The 26606-nt window shown below is 59.5% G+C and carries 22 protein-coding genes; 19 read left to right on the top strand and 3 right to left on the bottom strand.

Going from position 1 to position 26606, the window contains the following annotated elements; all coding sequences use genetic code 11:
- Positions 1–79: 79 nt before the first annotated feature.
- The gene (gene infA, locus HBN98_RS14835) at positions 80–298 is read left to right on the top strand and encodes a translation initiation factor IF-1 (RefSeq protein WP_002553999.1); all 219 of its coding nucleotides are present in this window, start codon (positions 80–82) and stop codon (positions 296–298) included.
- Positions 299–1119: 821 nt separating this feature from the next.
- Here infA and clpA read toward each other — a convergent pair.
- Entirely contained in the window at positions 1120–3390 is a 2271-nt protein-coding gene (clpA, locus tag HBN98_RS14830) for an ATP-dependent Clp protease ATP-binding subunit ClpA (RefSeq protein WP_064587006.1), read from the bottom strand.
- 30 nt (positions 3391–3420) lie between these two features.
- Positions 3421–3804, bottom strand: a complete 384-nt coding sequence (clpS, locus tag HBN98_RS14825) for an ATP-dependent Clp protease adapter ClpS (protein WP_027614670.1) — start codon at positions 3802–3804, stop codon at positions 3421–3423.
- A gap of 224 nt (positions 3805–4028) precedes the next feature.
- On the opposite strand from clpS, the gene HBN98_RS14820 reads away from it, so the two are divergent.
- Positions 4029–4310, top strand: coding sequence for a cold shock domain-containing protein (locus tag HBN98_RS14820; RefSeq protein ID WP_064589976.1), 282 nt, complete (start codon positions 4029–4031; stop codon positions 4308–4310).
- A 62-nt stretch (positions 4311–4372) separates the two neighbouring features.
- On the opposite strand, the gene icd is transcribed toward HBN98_RS14820, so the two are convergent.
- Positions 4373–5629 (bottom strand): NADP-dependent isocitrate dehydrogenase, encoded by a 1257-nt coding sequence (gene icd, locus HBN98_RS14815; protein ID WP_047601677.1) that lies wholly within the window; start codon positions 5627–5629, stop codon positions 4373–4375.
- A 481-nt stretch (positions 5630–6110) separates the two neighbouring features.
- Between icd and HBN98_RS14810 the strand changes: the two genes are divergently transcribed.
- The 17 genes from HBN98_RS14810 (at position 6111) to nuoI (ending at position 26602) form a co-directional block, all read left to right on the top strand.
- Entirely contained in the window at positions 6111–8336 is a 2226-nt protein-coding gene (locus HBN98_RS14810) for an NADP-dependent isocitrate dehydrogenase (protein WP_083366302.1), read from the top strand.
- A gap of 197 nt (positions 8337–8533) precedes the next feature.
- Positions 8534–8980 carry an NUDIX hydrolase gene (locus tag HBN98_RS14805; RefSeq protein WP_064587004.1) on the top strand — a complete coding sequence of 149 codons (447 nt, stop codon included), beginning with the start codon at positions 8534–8536 and terminating at the stop codon, positions 8978–8980.
- 59 nt (positions 8981–9039) lie between these two features.
- Positions 9040–10164, top strand: a complete 1125-nt coding sequence (gene mnmA, locus HBN98_RS14800) for a tRNA 2-thiouridine(34) synthase MnmA (RefSeq protein WP_083366303.1) — start codon at positions 9040–9042, stop codon at positions 10162–10164.
- Entirely contained in the window at positions 10161–10784 is a 624-nt protein-coding gene (gene hflD, locus HBN98_RS14795) for a high frequency lysogenization protein HflD (protein ID WP_064587002.1), read from the top strand. Before mnmA ends, hflD begins: the two co-directional genes overlap by 4 nt.
- A gap of 127 nt (positions 10785–10911) precedes the next feature.
- Entirely contained in the window at positions 10912–12282 is a 1371-nt protein-coding gene (gene purB, locus HBN98_RS14790) for an adenylosuccinate lyase (RefSeq protein ID WP_003223822.1), read from the top strand.
- 86 nt (positions 12283–12368) lie between these two features.
- Complete coding sequence (locus HBN98_RS14785) at positions 12369–13541, top strand: ribosomal protein uL16 3-hydroxylase (protein ID WP_083366304.1); 1173 nt, start codon at positions 12369–12371, stop codon at positions 13539–13541.
- Entirely contained in the window at positions 13534–13959 is a 426-nt protein-coding gene (locus tag HBN98_RS14780) for a GNAT family N-acetyltransferase (RefSeq protein ID WP_025108996.1), read from the top strand. Before HBN98_RS14785 ends, HBN98_RS14780 begins: the two co-directional genes overlap by 8 nt.
- 264 nt (positions 13960–14223) lie before the next feature.
- Complete coding sequence (locus HBN98_RS14775; RefSeq protein WP_083366305.1) at positions 14224–14961, top strand: secretin N-terminal domain-containing protein; 738 nt, start codon at positions 14224–14226, stop codon at positions 14959–14961.
- Positions 14962–15435: 474 nt separating this feature from the next.
- Positions 15436–16761 (top strand): isocitrate lyase, encoded by a 1326-nt coding sequence (gene aceA / locus HBN98_RS14770; protein ID WP_003223815.1) that lies wholly within the window; start codon positions 15436–15438, stop codon positions 16759–16761.
- A gap of 617 nt (positions 16762–17378) precedes the next feature.
- Complete coding sequence (locus HBN98_RS14765; protein WP_003223812.1) at positions 17379–17792, top strand: NADH-quinone oxidoreductase subunit A; 414 nt, start codon at positions 17379–17381, stop codon at positions 17790–17792.
- Positions 17793–17802: 10 nt separating this feature from the next.
- Positions 17803–18477, top strand: a complete 675-nt coding sequence (locus tag HBN98_RS14760; RefSeq protein WP_003223809.1) for a NuoB/complex I 20 kDa subunit family protein — start codon at positions 17803–17805, stop codon at positions 18475–18477.
- Between the two features lie 73 nt (positions 18478–18550).
- On the top strand, positions 18551–20335 hold the full coding sequence (gene nuoC, locus HBN98_RS14755) for an NADH-quinone oxidoreductase subunit C/D (RefSeq protein ID WP_007964852.1): 1785 nt from the start codon (positions 18551–18553) through the stop codon (positions 20333–20335).
- 2 nt (positions 20336–20337) lie between these two features.
- A complete protein-coding gene (gene nuoE, locus HBN98_RS14750; RefSeq protein ID WP_003223804.1) occupies positions 20338–20835 on the top strand; it encodes an NADH-quinone oxidoreductase subunit NuoE in 498 nt (165 codons plus the stop codon).
- A complete protein-coding gene (nuoF, locus tag HBN98_RS14745; protein WP_064586999.1) occupies positions 20832–22187 on the top strand; it encodes an NADH-quinone oxidoreductase subunit NuoF in 1356 nt (451 codons plus the stop codon). The genes nuoE and nuoF overlap by 4 nt, the downstream gene beginning before the upstream one ends.
- A gap of 136 nt (positions 22188–22323) precedes the next feature.
- Positions 22324–25038: an NADH-quinone oxidoreductase subunit NuoG gene (gene nuoG / locus HBN98_RS14740; RefSeq protein ID WP_083366306.1), complete on the top strand. Its 2715-nt coding sequence runs from the start codon at positions 22324–22326 to the stop codon at positions 25036–25038.
- Positions 25035–26042: an NADH-quinone oxidoreductase subunit NuoH gene (nuoH, locus tag HBN98_RS14735; protein ID WP_003223797.1), complete on the top strand. Its 1008-nt coding sequence runs from the start codon at positions 25035–25037 to the stop codon at positions 26040–26042. Before nuoG ends, nuoH begins: the two co-directional genes overlap by 4 nt.
- Positions 26043–26053: 11 nt before the next feature.
- A complete protein-coding gene (nuoI, locus tag HBN98_RS14730) occupies positions 26054–26602 on the top strand; it encodes an NADH-quinone oxidoreductase subunit NuoI (protein ID WP_047227738.1) in 549 nt (182 codons plus the stop codon).
- Positions 26603–26606: the final 4 nt, after the last annotated feature.

Genomic DNA, 26606 nt, shown 5'->3' with positions numbered 1-26606 from the left:
TTTTTCGGGCACAATGCACGCCGCTTTTGCCTGGCGCAGTTGCACCGGGCCATTCATTGGATACCGAGGGCTTTACTGCATGTCGAAAGAAGACAGCTTCGAAATGGAAGGCACTGTCGTCGACACCCTGCCCAACACCATGTTTCGTGTGGAGTTGGAAAATGGGCACGTCGTAACCGCGCATATTTCCGGCAAGATGCGCAAGAACTACATTCGTATTCTTACCGGTGACAAAGTGCGCGTCGAGCTGACGCCCTATGACTTGAGCAAAGGGCGCATCACTTACCGCGCTCGCTAATCAAGTCAATACAGAACGCCCGGTTTATGCCGGGCGTTTTTGTGTCTGCACTTTAATGGTTTTGTGTGTATATCCGCTGCTGCGGGTCCCTTTTTCAAACGCCGGAGTGCCGGCCCAGCAAAAAAACACCAAAAGGCTTTGCCCCTGACGCACGGCACTTCGCTGAGACTCAGTGCTCCCTCGCTACGGTTGAGCAACAGATCAAAAGCCAAAGCAGATCAAAAGATCGCAGCCTTCGGCAGCTCCTACATGGGGACTGGGTGTGTTCAGTGAAAATTCGGTGGCTGGCAAGCCGTCTTCGCCAGCAAGCTCGCCCCCACAGCTGGATTGGGCGCGATTAGTCAGAGATGGTCGGCTCGCAGGCCGCCATCGCTGGCAAGCCAGCGCCCACGAAAACCAACAGCAAACAGCGTCCGCTTTTCACCACTCAACAGGATGAGCGTTAGCTCGGCTGCAGCTTTTGATCTGTAAGGCGACGTCGGAAGGCTGAGTGGAGGGATTGATCCGGGGGTGGGAGCGCAGCGACCGTTTGGCGAAGCCAAACACAGCGAGAGGAGGTGCAGCGAAGCAAACCGTAGGCGCTGCGCCCGGATCGATCCCGGAGCGAAGGAACCCCGAGCCCCAGCGAGCGGGCCGCACGTAGGAGCAAGCGTTTTTTGCTTACTTTTTTTGGCGTTTGAAAAAAAGTGAGTCGCCGTAAGGGCGAAACCGTAATAAGCCATCACCGCAGCAACGGATATTCACCCAAAACCCAAAAACCCCAAAACCCCCAAAAAATAAAAAAGGCGCCCGAAGGCGCCTTCCCAATCAACATCAAGCCGTCAGGCCATCTCAGCCGTGGTCTCGAAGTCAAACGTCAACTCACCATCCTTGATGTCGATGTGCACCACACCGCCATGCTCGGCCAGCTCGCCAAACAGAATCTCCTCCGCCAGCGGACGCTTGATCTTGTCCTGGATCAGACGCGCCATCGGACGTGCGCCCATCGCCGAATCGTAACCACCGGCCGCCAGCCAGCTGCGCGCCGCGTCGGTAACCTCCAGCAACACACGCTTGTCTTCCAGCTGCGCCTGCAGTTCGGTAAGGAACTTGTCCACCACACTTTTGATGACCTCATGACTGAGGCGACCAAACTGGATAATGGTGTCCAGACGGTTACGGAATTCAGGCGTAAAGCTCTTCTTGATCACTTCCATCGCATCGGACGAGTGGTCCTGATGGGTGAAACCGATCGAAGCACGCGCTGCAGTCTCGGCACCGGCGTTGGTGGTCATGATGATGATCACATTGCGGAAGTCCGCCTTGCGCCCGTTGTTGTCGGTGAGCGTACCGTGGTCCATCACCTGCAGCAGCAGGTTGAAGACTTCCGGATGCGCCTTCTCGATTTCATCGAGCAGCAATACGCAGTGCGGCTGCTTGGTGATCGCCTCGGTCAACAGACCGCCCTGATCGAACCCGACATAGCCTGGAGGCGCACCGATCAGACGCGATACGGTGTGACGTTCCATGTACTCGGACATGTCGAAGCGAACCAGTTCGATCCCCAACGCCTTCGCCAGTTGCCGTGCAGCCTCGGTTTTACCGACACCGGTAGGCCCGGCGAACAGGAACGAACCAACCGGCTTGTCGGGCGACTTGAGGCCAGCACGGGACAGTTTGATCGCGGTCGACAGCGAATCGATCGCGGCATCCTGACCAAACACCGTCAGCTTCAGGTCACGCTCCAGGTTGCGCAGCAGTTCCTTGTCGGAGCTGGTGACGTGTTTCGGCGGAATCCGCGCGATCTTCGCCACGATGTCTTCAACCTGCGGCACGTCAATGCGCTTCACACGCTTGTCGGCCGGTTGCAGACGCTGGTAGGCGCCCGCCTCGTCGATTACGTCGATGGCCTTGTCCGGCATGTGCCGGTCATTGATGTAGCGCGACGCCAGCTCAGCGGCAGCACGCAACGACTCATCGGTGTACTCGATGTTGTGATGCTGCTCGAAACGCCCTTTCAGGCCGCGCAGGATACCGATGGTGTCTTCGACCGACGGCTCGACGACATCGACCTTCTGGAAGCGCCGCGCCAGAGCACGGTCCTTCTCGAAGATGCCGCGGAATTCCTGGAACGTTGTCGAACCGATGCAACGAATGTCACCAGACGAGAGCAGCGGCTTGAGCAGGTTCGAGGCATCCATTACGCCACCGGACGCAGCACCCGCACCGATGATGGTGTGGATTTCGTCGATGAACAGGATCGCCTGCGGACGTTTTTTCAGTTCATTGAGCAGCGCCTTGAAGCGCTTCTCGAAATCACCGCGATACTTGGTACCCGCGAGCAGAGCACCGAGATCAAGCGAATAAACAACGCTGTTGGCCAGCAGATCCGGCACCTGGTTGTCGACAATACGCTTGGCCAGGCCTTCGGCAATCGCGGTTTTACCCACGCCCGCCTCGCCCACCAGCAACGGATTGTTCTTGCGCCGGCGCGCGAGAATCTGCGCGACCCGCTCGACTTCCATTTCGCGGCCGACCAGCGGATCGATACGACCCTGGCGCGCGAGTTCGTTCAGGTTGCTGGCATAAGCATCCAGAGGATTGCCTGAAGAAGAAGACTCACCGCCCTCGTCGTCCTGCATATCTTGTTCACCTTCAGAGTGATCGCCATGCCCCGGCACTTTGGAAATGCCATGAGCGATGTAGTTGACGACATCAATGCGCGCAACGCTCTGCTGTTTCAGCAGGAACACGGCCTGACTCTCTTGCTCACTGAAGATTGCAACCAGCACGTTGGCGCCAGTCACTTCGCGTTTGCCCGAGCTCTGTACGTGAAAAACAGCACGTTGCAGTACACGCTGGAAGCCCAGAGTTGGCTGGGTTTCGCGATCCTCGTCGTGGACGGGGATCAATGGCGTGGTGGAGTCAATGAACTCCTGCAGGTCGTGCTTGAGTTTGTCGAGGTTTGCGCCGCAGGCACGCAATACGGTGGCGGCAGCCTCATTGTCCAATAGGGCCAGCAGCAGGTGTTCGACGGTCATGAATTCATGACGCTTCGAACGAGCCTCCTTGAAGGCAAGATTGAGGGTGACTTCGAGCTCGCGGTTTAACATAGCTTCACCTCATACCCAAGTGGTCGGCGATTAACCGTCCTTCTCGATTTCACAGAGTAGCGGATGCTGGCTTTCCCTGGCGTACTGGTTGACCTGCATGGCCTTTGTCTCGGCGATGTCGCGGGTAAACACTCCACATACTGCCCGTCCTTCTGTGTGAACGGCCAGCATGACCTTGGTCGCCAGCTCGCGATTCAGGTTAAAAAACACCTCGAGCACTTCGACGACGAAATCCATCGGTGTGTAGTCATCATTGAACAAAACCACCTTGTACATCGGCGGCGCCTGTAACGCAGGCTTTGCTTCCTGAACAGCAACGCCTGCCGAATCGTCGTCGTGCTCCTCTGGATGATCCTTTTGGAGAAGCGGGCGATCCTGATTGAATGTTAGTCGAATCTGGCTGATTGCATGCATGGAAAGAAAGGTTCGTCAGTTGTGCAAATACAGTGGTGGGGGCGGCTGTGCACCTTTTCAACTCCGACTGCCCGGTCACCTTGACTATCGGGAAAACGGTGTTACAACCAATAGAGCCCACAGTGGGTAAAAAAGATCCGCGGAGTCAATCCTTTTAACGGATTAGATTGCGGATGTCTTGGATGATACTCCAGCGATGGAGTCTGTTGCAGAGGGATTTGAGCATGGCTGTCGGCAAGGTCAAGTGGTTCAACAATGCCAAGGGATTCGGCTTCATCAATACCGATGCCCGCGAAGGACGTGACGAGGATGGCAAAGACATTGATTTCTTTGCCCACTATTCCGCCATTGAAATGGACGGGTATAAGACCCTCAAGGCCGGACAGATCGTGAACTTCGACATCGTCCAGGGCCCCAAGGGACTGCATGCGGTAAAGATCACGGCGGCAGCCGTGGCAAGCGAAGCGGCTACGCATGCCCCTCATACAGAAAAAGTGCCGGGCTGACTCAACCGTCACCTGGTCATGAAAAAACCGCCCGAAGGCGGTTTTTTTTGTACCTGCACAGCTTACATGTGCTTGATGATCGCCTCACCGAAGCCCGAAGACGACACCAGCGTGGCACCGTCCATCAGACGCTCGAAGTCATAGGTCACGGTCTTGGCCTTGATGGCGCCGTTAGTGCCCTTGATGATGAGGTCAGCCGCTTCGGTCCAGCCCAGATGACGCAACATCATCTCGGCCGACAGAATCACCGAACCCGGGTTGACCTGATCCTTGCCGGCGTACTTCGGCGCGGTGCCGTGGGTCGCCTCGAACATGGCCACGGTGTCGGACAGGTTGGCACCCGGCGCAATACCGATACCGCCCACTTCAGCCGCCAGGGCGTCGGAGAGGTAGTCGCCGTTGAGGTTCAGTGTGGCGATGACATCGTATTCGGCCGGGCGCAGCAGGATCTGCTGGAGCATGGCGTCGGCGATGGCATCCTTGACGATGACTTCACGGCCGGTTTTCGGGTTCTTGAACTTCATCCACGGACCGCCATCGAGCAGTTCGGCGCCGAATTCTTCCTTCGCCACCTCGTAACCCCAGTCCTTGAAGGCACCTTCAGTGAACTTCATGATGTTGCCCTTGTGCACGATGGTCAGCGACTTGCGATCGTTGTCCACCACGTATTGCAGGGCCTTGCGTACCAGACGCTTGGTGCCTTCCTTGGAAACAGGCTTGATGCCGATACCGCAATCCTGGTCGAAACGGATCTTGGTGACGCCCATTTCTTCTTTCAGAAACTTGATGACCTTGGTGGCCTCAGGGGAACCGGCCTTCCATTCGATACCGGCATAAATGTCTTCGGAGTTCTCGCGGAAGATCACCATGTCGACGTCGCCGGGCTTTTTCACCGGGCTCGGTACACCCTCGAACCACACCACCGGGCGCAAGCATACATACAGATCGAGTTGCTGGCGCAGGGCTACGTTGAGGGAGCGGATGCCACCACCGACCGGAGTGGTCAGCGGGCCCTTGATGGAAACCACGTAATCTTTGACGGCATCCAGGGTTTCCTGGGGCAGCCAGGTGTCCTGGTCATAGACCTGGGTAGCCTTTTCGCCAGCATAAACCTCCATCCAGGAAATCTTGCGCTTGCCCCCGTAGGCCTTGGCCACGGCAGCATCAACCACTTTGATCATCACTGGGCTGACGTCGACGCCAATGCCGTCACCTTCGATGAAGGGGATGATCGGGTTATCAGGAACATTGAGAGAATGGTCTGCATTGACGGTGATTTTGTCGCCGACGGCTGGAACCTGAATCTTCTTGTAACCCATGCTGAACTCCATTGTTTGGATTGAACATCTGGCTTGGTTCGAGCGTAACCCAGTTAAATCAACACGCAAACCCTCTGTTCACGGCGCGGGCACATCTGGTTTCGTACAAGCCTGAAAGCAAAGGGAAAAGCGCCAAACTCAAGCATTCCCGACGACTCTACGCCCCACCCCGCCCTGCGACCTTTAGACCAATGGACGAGAATCGTTGCATATGAACCATCGGCAGATTGCCAGCTACCTATGTATAATGCCGCCCGCTGACCAAAGGGTCACGACGGCTGGCCTCTCTAGCACGAGACTTTCCGCCTGATTGGTCGGGTTGTTACCGCAGTCCGACTGCTTGACGCTCTACTGATGCACCCAACATCACCGCGAAGAATCTCGACATTCGGTTCATGGATGACTTTGAACGAACGCGCTTACCCGGCGCCCCTCGAGTTTCTGCGCACGCTTTAGCAAAGAAGAGAGAGTTAATCCGAATATGCCCACCCGCTCGAAGATCATCTATACCTTCACCGACGAAGCTCCAGCCCTCGCCACCTATTCCCTGCTGCCGATCATCGAGGCTTACACCGCCTCGGCCGATATCGCCGTGGAAACCCGCGATATCTCTCTTGCAGCACGCATCCTGGCCAGCTTCCCCGAGCAACTGGGCGACAAAGCCGTAGCCGACCACCTCGCCGAACTGGGCGACCTGGCCGTTACGCCTGAAGCCAACATCATCAAACTGCCGAACATCAGTGCTTCGGTGCCTCAACTGCAAGCGGCGATCAAAGAGCTGCAAGCCCAGGGTTACAACCTGCCGGACTACCCGGAAACCGTGACCAACGACGCCGAAAAAGAAGCCAAGGCGCGTTACGACAAGGTCAAGGGCAGCGCCGTGAACCCGGTTCTGCGTGAAGGCAACTCCGACCGCCGCGCTCCGCTGTCGGTAAAAAACTACGCTCGCAAGCACCCGCACAAAATGGGCGCCTGGGCCAAAGACTCCAAGTCCCACGTGGCTCACATGAGCACCGGCGATTTCTACGGCAGCGAAAAAGCTGCCCTGATCGACGCCGCTGACGCTGTGAAAATCGAGCTGATCGCCAAAGACGGCACTGCGACCGTCCTGAAAGAAAAAACCAGCGTTCAGGCCGGCGAGATCCTCGACTGCGCCGTGATGAGCAAAAACGCCCTGCGTGCGTTCATCGCTGCTGAAATCGACAGCGCCAAGGCCCAAGGCGTGCTGTTGTCGGTGCACCTGAAAGCGACAATGATGAAGGTCTCCGACCCGATCATGTTCGGCCAGATCGTTGCCGAGTTCTATAAAGACGCGCTGACCAAGCACGCTGACGTGCTGGCCCAGATCGGCTTCAACCTGAACAACGGCATCGGCGATCTGTACGCACGCATCAAGGCCCTGCCGGCCGAGCAGCAAGCTCAGATCGAAGCGGACATCGCAGCGGTCTACGCCGCGCGTCCATCGCTGGCGATGGTCAACTCCGACAAGGGCATCACCAACCTGCACGTGCCGAGCGACGTCATCGTCGACGCCTCGATGCCGGCAATGATCCGTGACTCCGGCAAGATGTGGGGCACCGACGGCCAGCTGCACGACACCAAGGCCGTGATCCCGGATCGTTGCTACGCAACCATCTACCAGGCCGTGATCGAAGATTGCAAAGCCAATGGCGCGTTCGATCCGACCACCATGGGCAGCGTGCCAAACGTTGGCCTGATGGCAAAGAAAGCCGAAGAGTACGGCTCGCACGACAAGACCTTCCAGATCAAGGCTGACGGCGTGGTTCGCGTCACCGACAGCAAGGGCAACCTGCTGATGGAACAGACTGTTGAAGCCGGCGACATCTTCCGCATGTGCCAGACCAAAGACGCGCCGATCCAGGATTGGGTCAAACTGGCCGTCAACCGCGCTCGCGCCAGCAGCACTCCGGCCATTTTCTGGCTGGACCCGATGCGCGCCCACGACGGCGTAGTGATCGAGAAGGTTCAGGCTTACCTCAAGGATCACGACACCAGCGGTCTGGACATCCAGATCATGGCGCCGGTCGACGCGATGAAGTACACCCTGCAGCGCACCCGCGAAGGCAAGGACACCATTTCGGTGACCGGCAACGTACTGCGCGACTACCTGACCGACCTGTTCCCGATCATGGAACTGGGCACCAGCGCCAAGATGCTGTCGATCGTGCCGCTGATGAACGGCGGTGGTCTGTTCGAAACCGGCGCCGGCGGTTCGGCTCCGAAGCACGTGCAGCAACTGGTTGAAGAGAACTTCCTGCGCTGGGACTCGCTGGGCGAATTCCTCGCGCTGGCAGCGTCCCTCGAGCATCTGGGTGTGAACTACAACAACCCGAAAGCACTGGTTCTGTCGAAAACCCTGGATCAGGCCACCGGCCAGTTCCTCGACAACAACAAGTCGCCATCGCGCAAAGTCGGCAACATCGACAACCGCGGCAGCCACTTCTACCTGGCGCTGTACTGGGCTCAAGCCCTGGCCTCCCAGACCGAAGACACTGCACTGCAAGCGCAGTTCGCGACCCTGGCCAAAACCCTGACCGAGAACGAGGCAACCATCGTTGCCGAGCTCAACGCCGTTCAGGGCAAGCCAGTGTACATCGGTGGTTACTACCACGCCGATGCCGAGCTGATCAGCAAGGCCATGCGCCCAAGCGCCACCTTCAACGCGGCGATTGCTGCGCTGGTTTAAGGTTGTAAAGGGAACATCACAAACCCCGGCCCTGCGCCGGGGTTTGTGTTTTCAGCGCTCACACACACCCTGTGGGAGCGAGCCTGCTCGCGAATGCGGTTTATCATTCAGCATCTTCATTGACTGACCCACCGCTTTCGCGAGCAGGCTCACTCCTACAGGGGATTGCATTTCAATCCCAGAATTGAGGAAGTTTTATGGAATGGCTCCCCCACATCACTGTCGCCACCATCGTCGAAGACAACGGCCGTTTCCTGATGGTCGAAGAGCACAAGGCCGGGCGTAACGTGCTCAACCAGCCCGCCGGCCATCTCGACCCGGACGAAACCCTGATCGAAGCTGCCGTGCGCGAAACCCTCGAAGAAACCGGCTGGGACGTCGAACCCACCGGGGTGATCGGCATTTATCTGTACACCGCGCCGAGCAACGGCGTGACTTACCAGCGCGTGTGCTTCAGCGCCAAAGCGGTGAAACACCACCCGGACTATCAACTGGACGATGGCATCGTCGGCGCCAAGTGGTTGACCCGCAGCGAATTAATCGCCCAGCGCGACAACTGGCGCAGTGAGCTGATCATCCGCTGCATCGACGATTATCTGGCCGGCCATCACTTCAGTCTCGAACTGATCCGCCCTTCTCTTTAGCCTTGAGGCCGTGAGCCTGATAGAATCGCGTCCTTTTTCAAGACACTCATTGAATCCCTATGCGTGATCCAGCCCCTTCTGACACATCCAAGAAGCGCGTCATTGTCGGCATGTCCGGCGGCGTGGACTCTTCCGTTTCCGCTCTCCTGCTGATCGAGCAGGGCTTTGAAGTGGAAGGCCTGTTCATGAAGAACTGGGAAGAAGACGACGGAACGGAATACTGCACCGCCATGGACGACCTGGCGGACGCCCAGGCCGTGTGCGACAAGATTGGCATCAAGCTGCACACCGCCAACTTCGCCGCCGAGTACTGGGACAACGTGTTCGAGCACTTCCTCGCCGAATACAAGGCCGGTCGCACGCCGAACCCGGACATCCTGTGTAACCGCGAGATCAAGTTCAAGGCGTTCCTCGACTACGCCATGACGCTTGGTGCCGACCTGATCGCCACCGGCCACTACGTGCGCCGCCGCGACATCGACGGCCGCACCGAACTGCTCAAGGGCCTCGATCCGAACAAGGACCAGAGCTACTTCCTGCACGCCGTTGGCGGCGAACAGATCGCCAAGACCCTGTTCCCGGTCGGCGAACTGGAAAAGCCGGAAGTGCGCGCGATTGCCGAGAAATACGAGCTGGCGACCGCCAAGAAGAAGGATTCCACCGGGATCTGCTTCATCGGCGAGCGCCGCTTCAGTGATTTCCTCAAGCAATACCTGCCAGCGCAACCGGGCGAGATCAAGACCACCGAAGGCGAAGTCATCGGCCGTCACCACGGTTTGATGTACCACACCATCGGTCAGCGTCAGGGCCTGGGCATCGGCGGTCTGAAAGATGCCAGCGACGAGCCGTGGTACGTGCTGCGCAAGGATCTGGACACCAACGAACTGATCGTCGGCCAGGGCAACAACCATCCATGGCTGTTCTCCGGCGCCCTGCTCGCTTCGGAAATCTACTGGGTCAACCCGATCGACCTGAGCCAGCCGCTGCGCCTGACCGCCAAAGTGCGTTATCGCCAGAGCGACCAGGCCTGCACCCTGGAAAAAACCGCCAGCGGCTACCGCGCGGTGTTCGATGAACCGCAACGCGCAGTCACGCCGGGCCAGTCCGTGGTGTTCTACGACGGTGAAATCTGCCTCGGCGGCGGCGTGATCGAAGTCGCCGAGCCGTGGAGCGGCCAGGCATGAGCCCGACTCAGGAGCAACTGACGGCGCTGGGCGGCGTGTTTCTCGCTGCCGTGCTGGTCGACCGGATCGCCAAGACCGGCCAGACCCACGAAGCCGGCCTGAGCTGCATGCTCGGCAGCCTGCTGGTACGCGACCCGAAGGACACACTGGACGTATATGGCGGCGACGACATCAACCTGCGCGAAGGCTATCGCGCATTGATCGGCGCGCTGGAGCGCGACCCGAGCACCTTGCAGCGCGAGCCATTGCGTTATGCGCTGTCGATGCTCGGCCTTGAACGCCAACTGGCCAAGCGTGACGACATGCTCGACACCATTGGCAAGCGCCTGCCGCAGATCCAGTCGCAGGTCGAACACTTCGGCCCGGCCCACGAGAATGTGATCGCCGCGTGCGGCGCGCTGTATCAGGACACCCTGAGCACCCTGCGCCAACGCATTCAGGTGCATGGCGACATGCGCAACCTGCAGCAACCGAGCAACGCCTCGAAGATCCGCGCCCTGCTGCTGGCCGGCATCCGCTCGGCCCGTCTGTGGCGACAGCTCGGCGGCCACCGCTGGCAGTTGGTGATCAGCCGGCGCAAGCTGCTCAAAGAGCTGTATCCGTTGATGCGCAGCGAGTAAATCGTCGCGCAATAAAAGTTTTGTAGTCTGTAGCGCGTAATACGCCGGTCAGTTGGCAACGGACCGGCGGATTTTTTCATGTATGATACGCGCCCCATTTCGTTGCCCGACTGTCCGAGAACACCCCATGCAGCTCTCTTCGCTCACTGCGGTTTCCCCTGTTGACGGCCGCTACGCCGGCAAAACCCAGGCCCTGCGCCCGATTTTCAGCGAGTACGGCCTGATCCGTGCCCGCGTCCTGGTTGAAGTGCGCTGGCTCCAGCGCCTGGCCGCCCACGCCGGTATCCCGGAAGTGCCAGCCTTCTCCGCCGAGGCCAACGCCGTTCTCAATGAACTGGCTGAAAACTTCTCGCTGGAGCACGCCGAGCGCGTCAAAGAGATCGAGCGCACCACCAACCACGACGTCAAGGCGATCGAATACCTGCTCAAGGAGCAGGCGGCCAAGCTGCCGGAGCTGGCCAAGGTCAGCGAATTCATCCACTTTGCCTGCACCAGCGAAGACATCAACAACCTGTCCCACGCCCTGATGCTGCGCGAAGGCCGTGACGACGTGATGCTGCCGCTGATGCGTCAGACCGCCAACGCCATCCGCGAACTGGCAATCCGTTTCGCCGACGTGCCGATGCTGTCGCGTACCCACGGTCAGCCGGCCTCGCCGACCACCCTGGGCAAAGAACTGGCGAACGTGGTTTACCGTCTCGAGCGCCAGATCGCTCAGGTCGCTGCCGTGCCATTGCTGGGCAAGATCAACGGCGCCGTGGGCAACTACAACGCACACCTGTCGGCCTACCCGCAGATCGACTGGGAAGCCAACGCCCGCGCCTTCATCGAAGACGAGCTGGGCCTGGGCTTCAACCCGTACACCACGCAGATCGAGCCGCACGACTACATTGCCGAGCTGTTCGACGCGATCGCACGCTTCAACACCATCCTGATCGACTTCGACCGTGACATCTGGGGCTACATTTCCCTGGGTTACTTCAAGCAGCGCACCATCGCCGGCGAAATCGGTTCGTCGACCATGCCGCACAAGGTCAACCCGATCGACTTCGAAAACTCCGAAGGCAACCTGGGCATCGCCAACGCACTGTTCCAGCACTTGGCGAGCAAACTGCCGATCTCCCGCTGGCAGCGCGACCTGACCGACTCCACCGTACTGCGTAACCTCGGCGTCGGCTTCGCGCACAGCGTGATCGCCTACGAAGCCAGCCTCAAAGGCATCAGCAAGCTGGAGCTCAACGAGCAGAAGATTGCCGCTGACCTGGACGCATGCTGGGAAGTATTGGCCGAGCCGATCCAGACCGTGATGCGCCGCTACAACATCGAAAACCCGTACGAAAAACTCAAAGAACTGACCCGTGGCAAGGGCATCAGCCCGGAAGCGCTGCAGACTTTCATCGACGGCCTGGACATGCCAGCCGAAGCGAAAGCCGAGTTGAAACAGCTGACCCCAGCCAACTACATCGGTAACGCTGTAGCGCAAGCCAAACGCATCTGATTCACCGCTTGACCCGTTTGAGACGCCCGGCCGCGCCGGGCGTTTTTATTCCCGTCTGAAAAATGCTTTTTTTCAATAGGTTACACATGAATCCTGATACTCCTCTTCAACTTCTGGGCGGTCTCACGGCGCGCGAATTCATGCGCGATTACTGGCAGAAAAAACCGCTGCTGATCCGTCAGGCCATTCCTGACTTCGAAAGCCCGATCGACGCCGACGAACTGGCGGGCCTGGCTCTGGAAGAAGAGGTCGAGTCGCGCCTGGTGATCGAGCACGGCGAACGTCCGTGGGAACTGCGTCGCGGCCCGTTCGCCGAAGACGAATTCAGCAAGCTGCCGGAAAAAGAGTGGACCTTGCTCGTTCAGGCCGTCGATCAATTCGTACCGGAAGTCAGCGAGCTGCTGGAAAACTTCCGCTTCCTGCCGAGCTGGCGCGTCGATGACGTGATGATCAGCTTCGCCGCCCCGGGTGGCAGCGTCGGCCCGCACTTCGACAACTACGACGTGTTCCTGCTGCAAGGTCATGGCAAGCGCAACTGGAAAATCGGCCAGATGTGCGACTCCGAGAGCCCGCTGCTGCAACACGCGGATCTGCGCATCCTCGCCGAATTCCACGAGACCGAAGAGTGGGTGCTGGAACCGGGCGACATGCTCTACCTGCCGCCGCGCCTGGCTCACTGCGGTGTCGCCGTGGACAACTGCATGACCTACTCGGTTGGTTTCCGTGCGCCAAGCGCCTCGGAAGTGCTGACCCACTTCACCGACTTCCTCAGCCAGTTCCTGACTGACGAAGAACGCTACACCGACGCCGATGCGAAGCCGGTCAGCGATGATCCACATCAGATCCAGCACGACGCACTCGGCCGCCTGAAAAGCCTGCTCGCCGAACACATGAGCGACGAGCGCCTGCTGCTGACCTGGTTCGGCCAGTACATGACCGAGCCGCGCTACCCGGAACTGGTGGTCGGCCCGGAAGACGTTGAAGAAGACGACTTCCTCGTGGCCCTGCAGGATGGTGCCGTACTGATCCGCAACCCGAGCGCCCGCCTGGCGTGGTCGGAAGTCGATGACGACCTGCTGCTGTTCGCCAGCGGCCATAGCCGTTACTTGCCGGGCAAACTGCGCGAGCTGCTGAAGCTGATCTGCGCCGCCGATGCGCTGCACGTCGACAACCTCGGCGAGTGGCTGAACGACGAAGACGGTCGCAGCCTGCTGTGCGAGCTGGTCAAACAGGGCAGCCTGGGATTCGCCGATGAATAAGATTCGCGTACGTGTCGCAGACTGGCAAAAGGACATCGCCGAGATCCGGCGCATTCGTGAAACGGTGTTCATCGCCGAACAATCGGTGCCACCCGAGCTTGAATGGGACGCCGACGACGCGACCGCCGTGCATTTTCTGGCGTTCGAAGGCGACTTTCCGATCGGCACCGCCCGCCTCTTGCCCGACGGGCACATTGGCCGGGTTTCGGTGCTGAAGGACTGGCGCGGGATGAAGGTTGGCGATGCGCTGATGCAAGCAGTCATCGCCGAAGCCGAAGCCCGCGGCCTGAAGCAGCAGATGCTCAGCGCGCAGGTGCAGGCCACGGCGTTCTATGAGCGCTTGGGCTTCAGCCTGGTCAGCGAGGAATTCCTCGAAGCCGGGATTCCGCATGTCGATATGGTTCGGCATTCGGCCTGACCGGCAGAGATTCCGTCCCTGCGAAACTCTGTGGCGAGGGAGCTTGCTCCCGCTGGGGCGCGAAGCGGCCCTGAAAATCTGGGGTCTGCTACGCAGCCCAGCGGGAGCAAGCTCCCTCGCCACAAAAAGCGGTATGTGCCCCCCCCCTCAAAACGCCCTGCCATTTTCGGATGCCGGGGCGTTTTGCTGTCTACGATTCAACTTGCACCACCCCGGGCCGACAAACTGGCAATATCAAGCCTTTCGAAAGCGGAGATAACGGACATGTCCCTACGCACCCTGCTCACCACCCTGCTGCTCGGTTGCAGCCTCTCGGTGATGGCAGCCACAGAAATCGTGCCCCTCAAGTACCGCACCAGCGCCGACATGCTGCCCATGGCGCAAGACTTTCTCGGCAAGGACGGTCAGGTCAGCGCCTATGGCAACCAACTGATCATCAAGGCCGAGCCGGACAAGATCCAGGAACTCAAGGCACTGGTGACCCAGCTCGACACCGCCCCCAAGCGCCTGCTGATTACCGTCGACACCAACGAAAACAACCAGCAGAACACCGGCGACCAACAGACCCGAATCATCAACTACAGCACCGCCAGCCGTGACGGCGGCATTCAGCAGATTCAAGCCAGTGAAGGCGCACCGGCGCTGATTCAGGTCGGCCAGAGCGTGCCGATTACCAGCAGCCAGAGCAATTCCTACGGCGATTACAGCAGCCAGACCCAATACCGCAACGTCACCCAGGGTTTCTATGTCACCGCCAGCGTCACCGGCGACATCGTTCACCTGGCGATCAGTACCAACCGTGACCGCATGAGCCAGGAACGTCCCGATGTAGTGAACGTGCAAAGTACCGACACAACGGTCATCGGACGCCTCGGCGAATGGATCACCCTCGCCGGCATAAACCGTGAAACCCAGGCCGACAAACAGAGCCAGAGCCGCAGCTACTCGACTCAAGGCCGGGATGACATGACATTGCGGGTGAAAGTCGACGCCTTGGACTAAAGCACCGAAAACTGACTGATTAGTCGTATTAGACGAAAGATGTAGTGCCTGAAAAAAAGCACTACAAAACGTTTGACGGGTTAAAAAAGCGAAGGCATGATGGCCTCGCTCCCGCTAATCAGAGGCCCTGGCAAGGGCCTTCGAAGCGATGTTCGCACCTACCCCGCGAACCGCTTCGTGTCTGTACCGCCCACAAGGTGTGTTTGACGAGGTTGCCGACTGGAACGAAGTTGTCCCGAGGGACGGAAGCGTAATTAGGTAACCCGGCTTCACGCTGTAGTTCGTATAAAGGCCCACGACGCCCGAATGCGCCCCGCAGTACGCCACTACCTGCTCACTTCCCCTCGAGCCCATCGTTCATCCCGTCGCCTACCCCGCCGAATCCGACTTGACCACCTAAGCTTCTGGTCAGCGAGCGCAGGAATTTTCCACCGCAGAACAACTTTTCATAAAGACGCGACGAGGTTTATCTCCATGGCACTGACACGCGAACAGCAAATTGCAGCCCTTGAAAAAGACTGGGCTGAAAACCCGCGCTGGAAAGGCGTGACTCGCACTTATTCCGCTGCTGACGTCGTCCGTCTGCGTGGCTCGGTTCAACCTGAGCACACCTTTGCGAAAATGGGCGCCGAGAAGCTGTGGAACCTGGTAACCCAGGGTGCCAAGCCGTCCTTCCGCCCAGAGAAAGATTTCGTCAACTGCATGGGCGCCCTGACTGGCGGCCAGGCTGTTCAGCAGGTCAAGGCCGGTATCCAGGCAATCTACCTGTCGGGCTGGCAAGTGGCTGCGGACAACAACTCCGCAGAATCCATGTACCCGGACCAGTCGCTGTACCCGGTGGACTCCGTGCCAACCGTGGTCAAGCGCATCAACAACTCGTTCCGTCGTGCTGATCAGATCCAGTGGAAAGCCGGCAAGAACCCGGGCGACGAAGGCTACATCGACTACTTCGCGCCAATCGTGGCTGACGCTGAAGCCGGTTTCGGCGGCGTTCTGAACGCCTACGAGCTGATGAAGAGCATGATCGAAGCAGGCGCCGCCGGCGTTCACTTCGAAGACCAACTGGCTTCCGTGAAGAAGTGCGGTCACATGGGCGGTAAAGTACTGGTTCCTACTCAGGAAGCCGTACAGAAGCTGACCGCTGCTCGTTTGGCTGCAGACGTTGCCGGCACGCCGACCATCATTCTGGCCCGCACCGACGCCAACGCGGCTGACCTGCTGACCTCCGACTGCGACCCTTACGACCAGCCGTTCGTGACTGGCGAACGTACTCAGGAAGGTTTCTACAAGGTGCGCGCTGGTCTGGATCAAGCGATCGCCCGTGGCCTGGCTTACGCGCCATACGCCGACCTGATCTGGTGCGAAACCGCCAAGCCGGATCTGGAAGAAGCCCGTCGCTTCGCTGAAGCGATCAAGAAGGAATACCCGGACCAACTGCTGTCCTACAACTGCTCGCCTTCCTTCAACTGGAAGAAAAACCTGGACGACGCGACCATCGCCAAGTTCCAGCGCGAACTGTCCGCCATGGGCTACAAGCACCAGTTCATCACCCTGGCCGGCATTCACAACATGTGGCACAGCATGTTCAACCTGGCGCACGACTACGCCCGCAACGACATGACTGCCTACGTGAAGCTGCAGGAGCAGGAATTCGCTGACGCCGCCAAGGGTTACACCTTCGTGGCTCACCAGCAGGAAGTGGGCACCGGCTACTTCGACGACATGACCACCGTGATTCAGGGTGGCTCGTCTTCGGTGACCGCGCTGACCGGTTCGACCGAAGAAGAACAGTTCCACTGATCTGCTTCGCCTGAGCAAACGGCCTTTGCGGATCGTATAGAAAGCTAACCGCAAAGCCGCAAGACTGACGCCCCGACTGGTTCGGGGCGTTTTTTTTGCCTGCAGATTCCCTCTGCAGGAGCTGCCGAAGGCTGCGATCTTTCGATTTTCGGTTTGAAGATCAAAAGATCGCAGCCTTCGGCAGCTCCTACACGGTCGATGGGGGCTACGGGACAAAACATTGATCCAGCGCGGTACCCGCGTCACAAAAATCAGGTAAAACGGGCGCCACCGCTACTTGCAGTAACAGGCATATAAGACAACTTTCTGATTACTGCACCGCTAAACAGTTACAAAACCACTCCAAACGATATCAATTATCATTTAGCAGCAACTATGTTCGTTACATTTCCTACAAAACATAATTCGCAGAAACCCGGCTAATGCCCGCTACGCATGGGCTGCAGGGCATTGGAGGCGCGCTATGTCCTTATTCCAATAAATAATTTCGCTATAGGAATTTTACTTGCAGGGTGTTTAGCCATAAAATCAGCGCGATTGATTGCTGCGACATATCGTCACTGCCTTATTTCTTTATCAAGCTCAGAGACCTTTGCTCTCTGTTAAGGATTACCAGCATGCCCGAAGCGACAGGACTCATGGCCCACAACTGGGGCTTTGCCATTTTCCTTCTGGGTGTAGTCGGCCTGTGTGCCTTCATGCTCGGCGTCTCCAGCCTCCTCGGGTCAAAAGCTTGGGGCCGCAGCAAAAACGAACCGTTCGAGTCGGGCATGCTACCTACCGGTGGCGCCCGCTTGCGGCTCTCAGCCAAATTCTATCTGGTCGCGATGCTGTTCGTGATCTTCGATATCGAAGCCCTCTTTCTCTTTGCATGGTCTGTGTCCGTCCGCGAAAGCGGCTGGACCGGATTCGTCGAAGCTCTCGTTTTCATAGCAATTCTGTTGGCAGGTCTTGTCTACCTGTTCCGAGTGGGCGCCCTTGACTGGGCTCCGGAAGCTCGTCGCAAGCGGCAGGCGAAGCTGAAACAATGAGGCTTTGGCAATGCAATACAATCTCACCAGAATCGACCCCGATGCTCCTAACGAGCAGTATCCGATTGGCGAACGGGAAACCGTTTCCGATCCGTTAGAAGATCAAGTTCACAAAAACATTTTCATGGGCAAGCTCGAAGACGTGCTGAGTGGCGCGGTCAACTGGGGGCGTAAAAACTCCCTGTGGCCGTACAACTTCGGCCTTTCGTGCTGCTACGTGGAAATGACCACCGCCTTCACGGCGCCCCACGACATCGCGCGCTTTGGCGCCGAAGTTATCCGGGCATCACCGCGTCAGGCCGACTTCATGGTTATCGCCGGTACCTGCTTCATCAAGATGGCGCCGATCATCCAGCGTCTCTACGAGCAGATGCTCGAGCCGAAGTGGGTTATCTCCATGGGTTCGTGCGCCAACTCCGGTGGCATGTACGACATCTACTCCGTGGTTCAAGGGGTGGACAAGTTCCTGCCGGTGGACGTCTACGTACCTGGCTGCCCGCCCCGTCCAGAAGCATTTCTGCAAGGCTTGATGCTGTTGCAGGAATCGATTGGCCAGGAGCGTCGCCCACTGTCCTGGGTCGTTGGTGATCAAGGCGTCTATCGCGCCGACATGCCTTCGCAAAAGGAACAGCGCCGCGAACAGCGAATCGCAGTCACCAACCTGCGCAGCCCTGACGAAGTCTGATCCAGATCTGTTCTTACAAAGAAACGAGAAGCTGGCTTCATTCTTTACGTTGACCGAAAGCGAAAAAATAACCATGACTACAGGCAGCGCTCTGTACATCCCGCCTTATAAGGCAGACGACCAAGATGTGGTCGTCGAATTGAACAACCGTTTTGGCGCCGAAGCGTTCACCGCTCAGTCGACCCGCACCGGCATGCCGGTGCTGTGGGTGGCGCGCGCCAGACTCGTCGAAGTCCTGACCTTCCTGCGCAACCTGCCCAAGCCATACGTCATGCTCTATGACCTGCACGGCGTGGACGAGCGTCTGCGCACCAAGCGTCAAGGGCTGCCATCGGGCGCCGACTTCACCGTGTTCTATCACCTCATGTCGCTTGAGCGTAATAGTGACGTGATGATCAAAGTCGCCTTGTCCGAAAGCGACCTGAGCTTGCCGACCGTCACCAGCATCTGGCCGAACGCCAACTGGTACGAGCGCGAAGTCTGGGACATGTACGGCATCGACTTCAAAGGCCACCCGCACCTGTCGCGCATCATGATGCCGCCGACCTGGGAAGGTCACCCGCTGCGCAAGGACTTCCCGGCGCGCGCCACCGAATTCGACCCGTTCAGCCTCAACCTCGCCAAGCAGCAGCTTGAGGAAGAAGCCGCGCGCTTCCGTCCTGAAGACTGGGGCATGAAGCGTTCCGGGGCCAACGAGGACTACATGTTCCTCAACCTGGGCCCGAACCACCCTTCGGCTCACGGTGCGTTCCGCATCATTCTGCAACTGGACGGTGAAGAGATCGTCGACTGCGTGCCGGACATCGGTTACCACCACCGTGGTGCCGAGAAGATGGCCGAGCGTCAGTCCTGGCACAGCTTCATTCCGTACACCGACCGTATCGATTACCTCGGCGGCGTGATGAACAACCTGCCGTACGTGCTCTCGGTCGAGAAGCTGGCCGGCATCAAGGTGCCCGAGAAGGTCGACGTCATCCGTATCATGATGGCCGAGTTCTTCCGGATCACCAGCCACCTGCTGTTCCTCGGGACCTACATCCAGGACGTCGGCGCCATGACCCCGGTGTTCTTCACCTTCACCGACCGCCAGAAGGCGTACACGGTGATCGAAGCCATTACCGGTTTCCGTCTGCACCCGGCCTGGTACCGCATCGGTGGCGTCGCCCACGACCTGCCGCGCGGCTGGGACAAACTGGTGAAAGACTTCGTCGAATGGCTGCCAAAACGCCTCGACGAATACACCAAGGCGGCCCTGCAAAACAGCATCCTCAAGGGTCGTACCATCGGCGTTGCCCAGTACAACACCAAAGAGGCCCTGGAATGGGGCGTCACCGGTGCAGGCCTGCGTTCGACCGGTTGCGACTTCGACCTGCGTAAAGCGCGCCCCTACTCCGGCTACGAGAACTTCGAGTTCGAAGTGCCACTGGCCGCCAACGGTGATGCCTACGACCGCTGCATGGTTCGCGTCGAAGAGATGCGCCAGAGCATCAAGATCATCGACCAGTGCCTGCGCAACATGCCGGAAGGCCCGTACAAGGCGGATCACCCGCTGACCACGCCGCCGCCGAAAGAGCGCACGCTGCAGCACATCGAAACCCTGATCACGCACTTCCTGCAAGTTTCGTGGGGCCCGGTCATGCCGGCCAACGAATCCTTCCAGATGATCGAAGCGACCAAGGGCATCAACAGTTATTACCTGACGAGCGACGGCGGCACCATGAGCTACCGTACCCGGATCCGTACTCCGAGCTTCCCGCACCTGCAGCAGATCCCTTCGGTGATCAAAGGCAGCATGGTCGCGGACTTGATTGCGTACCTGGGTAGTATCGACTTCGTTATGGCCGACGTGGACCGCTAAGCATGAACAGCACGCTTATCCAGACAGACCGTTTCACCTTGAGTGAAACCGAGCGCTCGGCCATCGAGCACGAGCTGCATCACTACGAAGACCCGCGCGCGGCGTCGATCGAAGCCCTGAAGATCGTTCAGAAAGAACGCGGCTGGGTGCCGGATGGCGCCTTGTACGCGATCGGCGAGATCCTCGGCATCCCGGCCAGCGACGTTGAAGGCGTGGCGACGTTCTACAGCCAGATCTTCCGTCAGCCGGTAGGCCGCCACATCATTCGCGTCTGCGACAGCATGGTCTGCTACATCGGCGGCCACGAGTCGGTGGTCAGCGAAATCCAGAACAATCTGGGCATCGGCCTGGGTCAGACCACCGCCGACGGTCGTTTCACCCTGCTGCCTGTCTGCTGCCTCGGCAACTGCGACAAGGCACCGGCGCTGATGATCGACGACGACACCTTTGGCGACGTGCAGCCTGCTGGCGTAGCCAAACTGCTCGAGGGCTACGTATGACCCTGACATCTTTCGGCCCGGCCAACCGCATCAAGCGTTCGGCCGAGACTCACCCGCTGACCTGGCGTCTGCGTGACGACGGCGAAGCCGTGTGGCTCGACGAATACCAGGCCAAGAACGGTTACGCTGCTGCACGCAAAGCCTTCGCCGACATGGCTCAGGACGACATCGTCCAGACCGTGAAGGACGCCGGCCTGAAAGGTCGCGGCGGTGCCGGCTTCCCCACTGGCGTGAAGTGGGGCCTGATGCCCAAAGACGAATCCATCAACATCCGCTACCTGCTGTGCAACGCGGACGAGATGGAGCCGAACACCTGGAAAGACCGCATGCTGATGGAGCAACTGCCCCATCTGCTGATCGAAGGCATGCTGATCAGTGCCCGCGCACTGAAAACCTACCGTGGCTACATCTTCCTGCGTGGCGAGTACACCACCGCCGCCAAGCACCTCAACCGTGCCGTGGAAGAAGCCAAGGCAGCAGGCCTTTTGGGTAAAAACATTCTGGGCAGCGGCTTCGATTTCGAGCTGTTCGTCCACACCGGCGCCGGGCGTTACATCTGCGGTGAAGAAACCGCACTGATCAACTCCCTCGAAGGCCGCCGCGCCAACCCGCGCTCCAAGCCACCCTTCCCTGCCGCCGTGGGCGTGTGGGGCAAGCCGACTTGCGTGAACAACGTTGAAACCCTGTGCAACGTGCCGGCGATCATTGCCGACGGCGTTGACTGGTACAAATCGTTGGCCCGCGAAGGCAGCGAAGACATGGGCACCAAGCTCATGGGCTTCTCCGGCAAGGTCAAGAACCCGGGCCTGTGGGAACTGCCATTCGGCGTCACCGCTCGCGAGCTGTTCGAAGACTACGCCGGCGGCATGCGCGACGGTTACAAGCTCAAGGCCTGGCAGCCAGGCGGTGCCGGTACCGGTTTCCTCTTGCCAGAACACCTCGACGCCCAAATGTACGCCGGCGGCATCGCCAAAGTGGGCACCCGGATGGGTACCGGCCTGGCCATGGCGGTGGACGACAGCGTCAACATGGTGTCGCTGCTGCGCAACATGGAGCAGTTCTTCGCCCGCGAATCCTGCGGCTTCTGCACCCCGTGCCGGGATGGCCTGCCATGGAGCGTCAAGCTCTTGATGGCCATCGAAGAAGGCCGCGGTCAGCCAGGCGACATCGAGACCCTGCTGGGTCTGGTCGGCTTCCTCGGCCCAGGCAAGACCTTCTGTGCTCACGCACCGGGTGCCGTGGAGCCGTTGGGCAGTGCCATCAAATACTTCCGTCCAGAGTTCGAAGCCGGTATCGCGCCCGCAAGCGCCGCCGTCCCGCCTCTGGCAAGGCCGATCGTAGTCGGCGCGTAAACGCTTAAAAAGGCGAAGGGTCCGTGCCCTTCGCCTTTCGTCCGATGACGCCTTTCGGGGCTGACTGGATTCGGACGGATAACAAGATTCCATTAGCCACGCCCGCTGACACCGGGCCAACGAAGACCTTTGAACCATGGCCACTATCCACGTAGACGGCAAAGCGCTCGAAGTCGACGGGGCAGACAACCTGTTACAGGCATGTCTGTCGCTGGGCCTCGACATCCCTTATTTCTGCTGGCACCCCGCGCTTGGTAGCGTCGGGGCCTGCCGCCAGTGCGCGGTCAAGCAGTACACCGACGAGAACGACACCCGTGGTCGCATCGTCATGTCCTGCATGACCCCTGCTACCGACAACACCTGGATCTCCATCGACGATGAAGAATCCAAGGCATTCCGCGCCAGTGTTGTCGAATGGCTGATGACCAACCACCCGCACGACTGCCCTGTGTGCGAAGAAGGCGGTCACTGCCACCTGCAAGACATGACCGTGATGACCGGCCACAACGAGCGCCGTTATCGCTTCACCAAACGCACCCACCAGAACCAGCAACTGGGCCCGTTCATTTCCCACGAAATGAACCGCTGCATCGCCTGCTACCGCTGCGTGCGTTTCTACAAGGACTACGCCGGCGGCACCGACCTCGGTGTATTCGGCGCCCACGACAACGTGTACTTCGGTCGCGTTGAAGACGGCACCCTCGAAAGCGAGTTCTCCGGCAACCTCACCGAGGTCTGCCCGACCGGTGTGTTCACCGACAAGACTCACTCCGAGCGCTACAACCGCAAGTGGGACATGCAGTTCTCGCCGAGCATCTGCCATGGCTGCTCCAGCGGTTGCAACATCTCCCCGGGCGAGCGTTACGGCGAACTGCGTCGCATCGAAAACCGTTTCAACGGTTCGGTGAACCAGTACTTCCTGTGCGACCGTGGCCGTTTCGGTTATGGCTACGTCAACCGCACCGACCGTCCACGTCAGCCGATGCTGGCCGACGGCACCAAGCTGGGCCTGGATCAGGCACTGGACAAGGCGGCCGATCTGCTGCGCGGTCGCAACATCGTCGGTATCGGTTCGCCGCGTGCCAGCCTCGAAAGCAACTACGCGTTGCGCGAACTGGTCGGCGCCGAGCACTTCTACTCCGGTATCGAAGCCTCCGAGCTGGAGCGCATCCGTCTGGTCCTGCAAGTGCTGAAAGACAGCCCGCTGCCCGTGCCGAACATGCGCGACATCGAAGACCACGACGCCATCTTCGTCCTCGGTGAAGACCTGACCCAGACTGCCGCGCGTATGGCGCTGTCCCTGCGTCAGTCGGTCAAGGGCAAAGCTGAAGACATGGCCGAAGCCATGCGCGTTCAGCCTTGGCTCGACGCCGCCGTGAAGAACATCGGTCAGCACGAACTGAACCCGCTGTTCATCGCCAGCCTGGCGGAAACCAAGCTCGACGACATCGCCGAAGAGTGCGTTCACGCCGCTCCGGACGATCTGGCGCGCATCGGCTTCGCCGTGGCCCACGCACTGGATGCCAGCGCACCGGCCGTTGAAGGCCTGGATGCTGAAGCACTGGAACTGGCCAAGCGCATCGCCGACGCCCTGCTCGCGGCCAAGCGTCCGCTGATCATCGCCGGTACTTCGCTGGGCTCCAAAGCGCTGATCGAGGCGGCGGCAAACATCGCCAAGGCCCTGAAGCTGCGCGAGAAGAACGGTTCGATCAGCCTGATCGTGCCGGAAGCCAACAGCCTCGGTCTGGCCATGCTCGGTGGCGAATCGGTCGACGCGGCGCTGCAAGCCGTGATCGAAGGCAAGGCCGACGCCATCGTCGTGCTGGAAAACGATCTGTACACCCGCACCTCGAAAGCCAAGGTCGATGCGGCCCTGAACGCTGCGAAAGTGGTGATCGTTGCCGACCACCAGAAGACCGCCACCACCGACCGCGCGCACCTGGTTCTGCCAGCGGCGAGCTTCGCTGAAGGCGACGGTACGCTGGTCAGCCAGGAGGGTCGCGCCCAGCGCTTCTTCCAGGTTTTCGATCCGCAATACATGGATGCAAGCATCCTGGTTCACGAAGGCTGGCGCTGGCTGCACGCCCTGCGCTCGACCCTGCTGAACCAGCCGATCGACTGGACGCAACTCGACCACGTCACCGCTGCCGTGGCTTCGAGCACCGAGCAACTGGCGCGCATCGTTGATGCCGCTCCGTCTGCCGCGTTCCGTATCAAGGGTCTGAAACTGGCGCGTGAGCCGCTGCGTTATTCCGGTCGCACCGCGATGCGCGCCGACATCAGCGTTCACGAACCGCGCACCCCGCAAGACAAAGACACCGCGTTCGCCTTCTCCATGGAAGGTTACTCGGGCTCGGCCGAACCGCGTCAGCAGGTGCCATTCGCCTGGTCGCCGGGCTGGAACTCGCCGCAAGCGTGGAACAAGTTCCAGGATGAAGTCGGTGGTCACCTGCGCGCTGGCGACCCGGGCACTCGCCTGATCGAAAGCACCGGTGATTCGTTGAACTGGTTCGCTGCCGCACCGCGCGCCTTCAACCCGGCGCCGGGCACCTGGCAGGCCGTGCCGTTCTACCACCTGTTCGGCAGCGACGAGAACTCGTCGAAAGCCGCGCCGGTACAAGAACGCATCCCGGCTCCGTACGTTGCCCTGGCCAAATCCGAAGCGGATCGTCTGGGCGTCAACGACGGTGCCCTGCTGAGCCTGAACGTGGCCGGTCAGACCCTGCGTCTGCCGCTGCGCATCAATGAAGAACTGGGCGCTGGTCTGGTGGCCTTGCCTGCGGGCATCGCCGGCATTCCACCGGCATTCGCCGGCCTGTCCGTCGACGGTCTGCAGGAGGCAGCGCAATGACCTGGTTCACCCCTGAAGTGATCGATGTGATCCTGACGGTCATCAAAGCCATCGTGATTCTGCTGGCCGTTGTGGTCGCAGGCGCGTTGCTCAGCTTTGTCGAACGTCGCCTGCTGGGCTGGTGGCAAGACCGTTACGGTCCGAACCGCGTTGGCCCGTTCGGCATGTTCCAGATCGCCGCCGACATGCTGAAGATGTTCTTCAAGGAAGACTGGACCCCGCCGTTTGCCGACAAGGTGATCTTCACCCTGGCACCGGTGGTCGCCATGTCCGCCCTGCTGATCGCGTTTGCGATTATCCCGATCACTCCGACCTGGGGTGTGGCGGATCTGAACATCGGCCTGCTGTTCTTCTTCGCCATGGCCGGTCTGTCGGTCTACGCGGTACTGTTCGCCGGCTGGTCGAGTAACAACAAGTTCGCCCTGCTCGGCAGCTTGCGTGCCTCGGCGCAGACCGTGTCCTACGAAGTGTTCATGGGCCTGTCCCTGATGGGCATCGTGGTGCAGGTCGGCTCGTTCAACATGCGCGACATCGTCGAGTACCAGGCGCAGAACCTGTGGTTCATCATTCCGCAGTTCTTCGGCTTCTGTACCTTCTTCATCGCTGGCGTCGCCGTGACTCACCGTCACCCGTTCGACCAGCCGGAAGCGGAACAGGAACTGGCAGACGGTTACCACATTGAATACGCCGGTATGAAATGGGGCATGTTCTTCGTCGGTGAATACATCGGCATCATCCTGATCTCGGCGCTGCTGGTCACCCTGTTCTTCGGTGGCTGGCATGGTCCGTTCGGCATCCTGCCGCAACTGTCCTTCGTCTGGTTCGCACTGAAGACCGCGTTCTTCATCATGCTGTTCATCCTGCTGCGCGCTTCCATTCCGCGTCCGCGTTATGACCAGGTGATGGATTTCAGCTGGAAATTCTGCCTGCCACTGACCCTGATCAATTTGCTGATAACCGCTGCGGTTGTGTTGTGGAACACACCTGCGGTTGCGGTTCAGTGAGGATTTGACCCATGTTCAAATATATTGGCGACATCGTTAAGGGTACCGGTACCCAGTTGCGCAGCCTGGTCATGATTTTCGGTCATGGCTTTCGCAAGCGCGACACCCTGCAATACCCGGAAGAAGCGGTCTACCTGCCACCACGCTACCGTGGCCGCATCGTCCTCACCCGTGACCCCGATGGCGAAGAGCGTTGCGTAGCCTGCAACCTGTGCGCCGTGGCTTGCCCGGTGGGTTGCATCTCGCTGCAGAAAGCTGAAACCGAAGACGGTCGCTGGTACCCGGACTTCTTCCGTATCAACTTCTCGCGCTGCATTTTCTGCGGTCTCTGCGAGGAAGCCTGTCCGACCACCGCAATCCAGCTGACTCCGGATTTCGAGATGGCCGAGTTCAAACGTCAGGACCTGGTGTACGAGAAAGAAGATCTGCTGATCTCCGGCCCCGGCAAAAACCCTGATTACAACTTCTATCGTGTTGCAGGTATGGCAATCGCTGGCAAGCCGAAAGGCGCTGCGCAGAACGAAGCCGAACCGATCAACGTGAAGAGCTTGCTGCCTTAAGGAA

It is taken from the genome of Pseudomonas koreensis (assembly GCF_012986595.1).
Taxonomy (GTDB): Bacteria; Pseudomonadota; Gammaproteobacteria; order Pseudomonadales; family Pseudomonadaceae; genus Aquipseudomonas; species Aquipseudomonas koreensis.
Note: the sequence above shows the minus strand (reverse complement) of the source record. Positions and strands in the feature narration are given on the sequence as shown.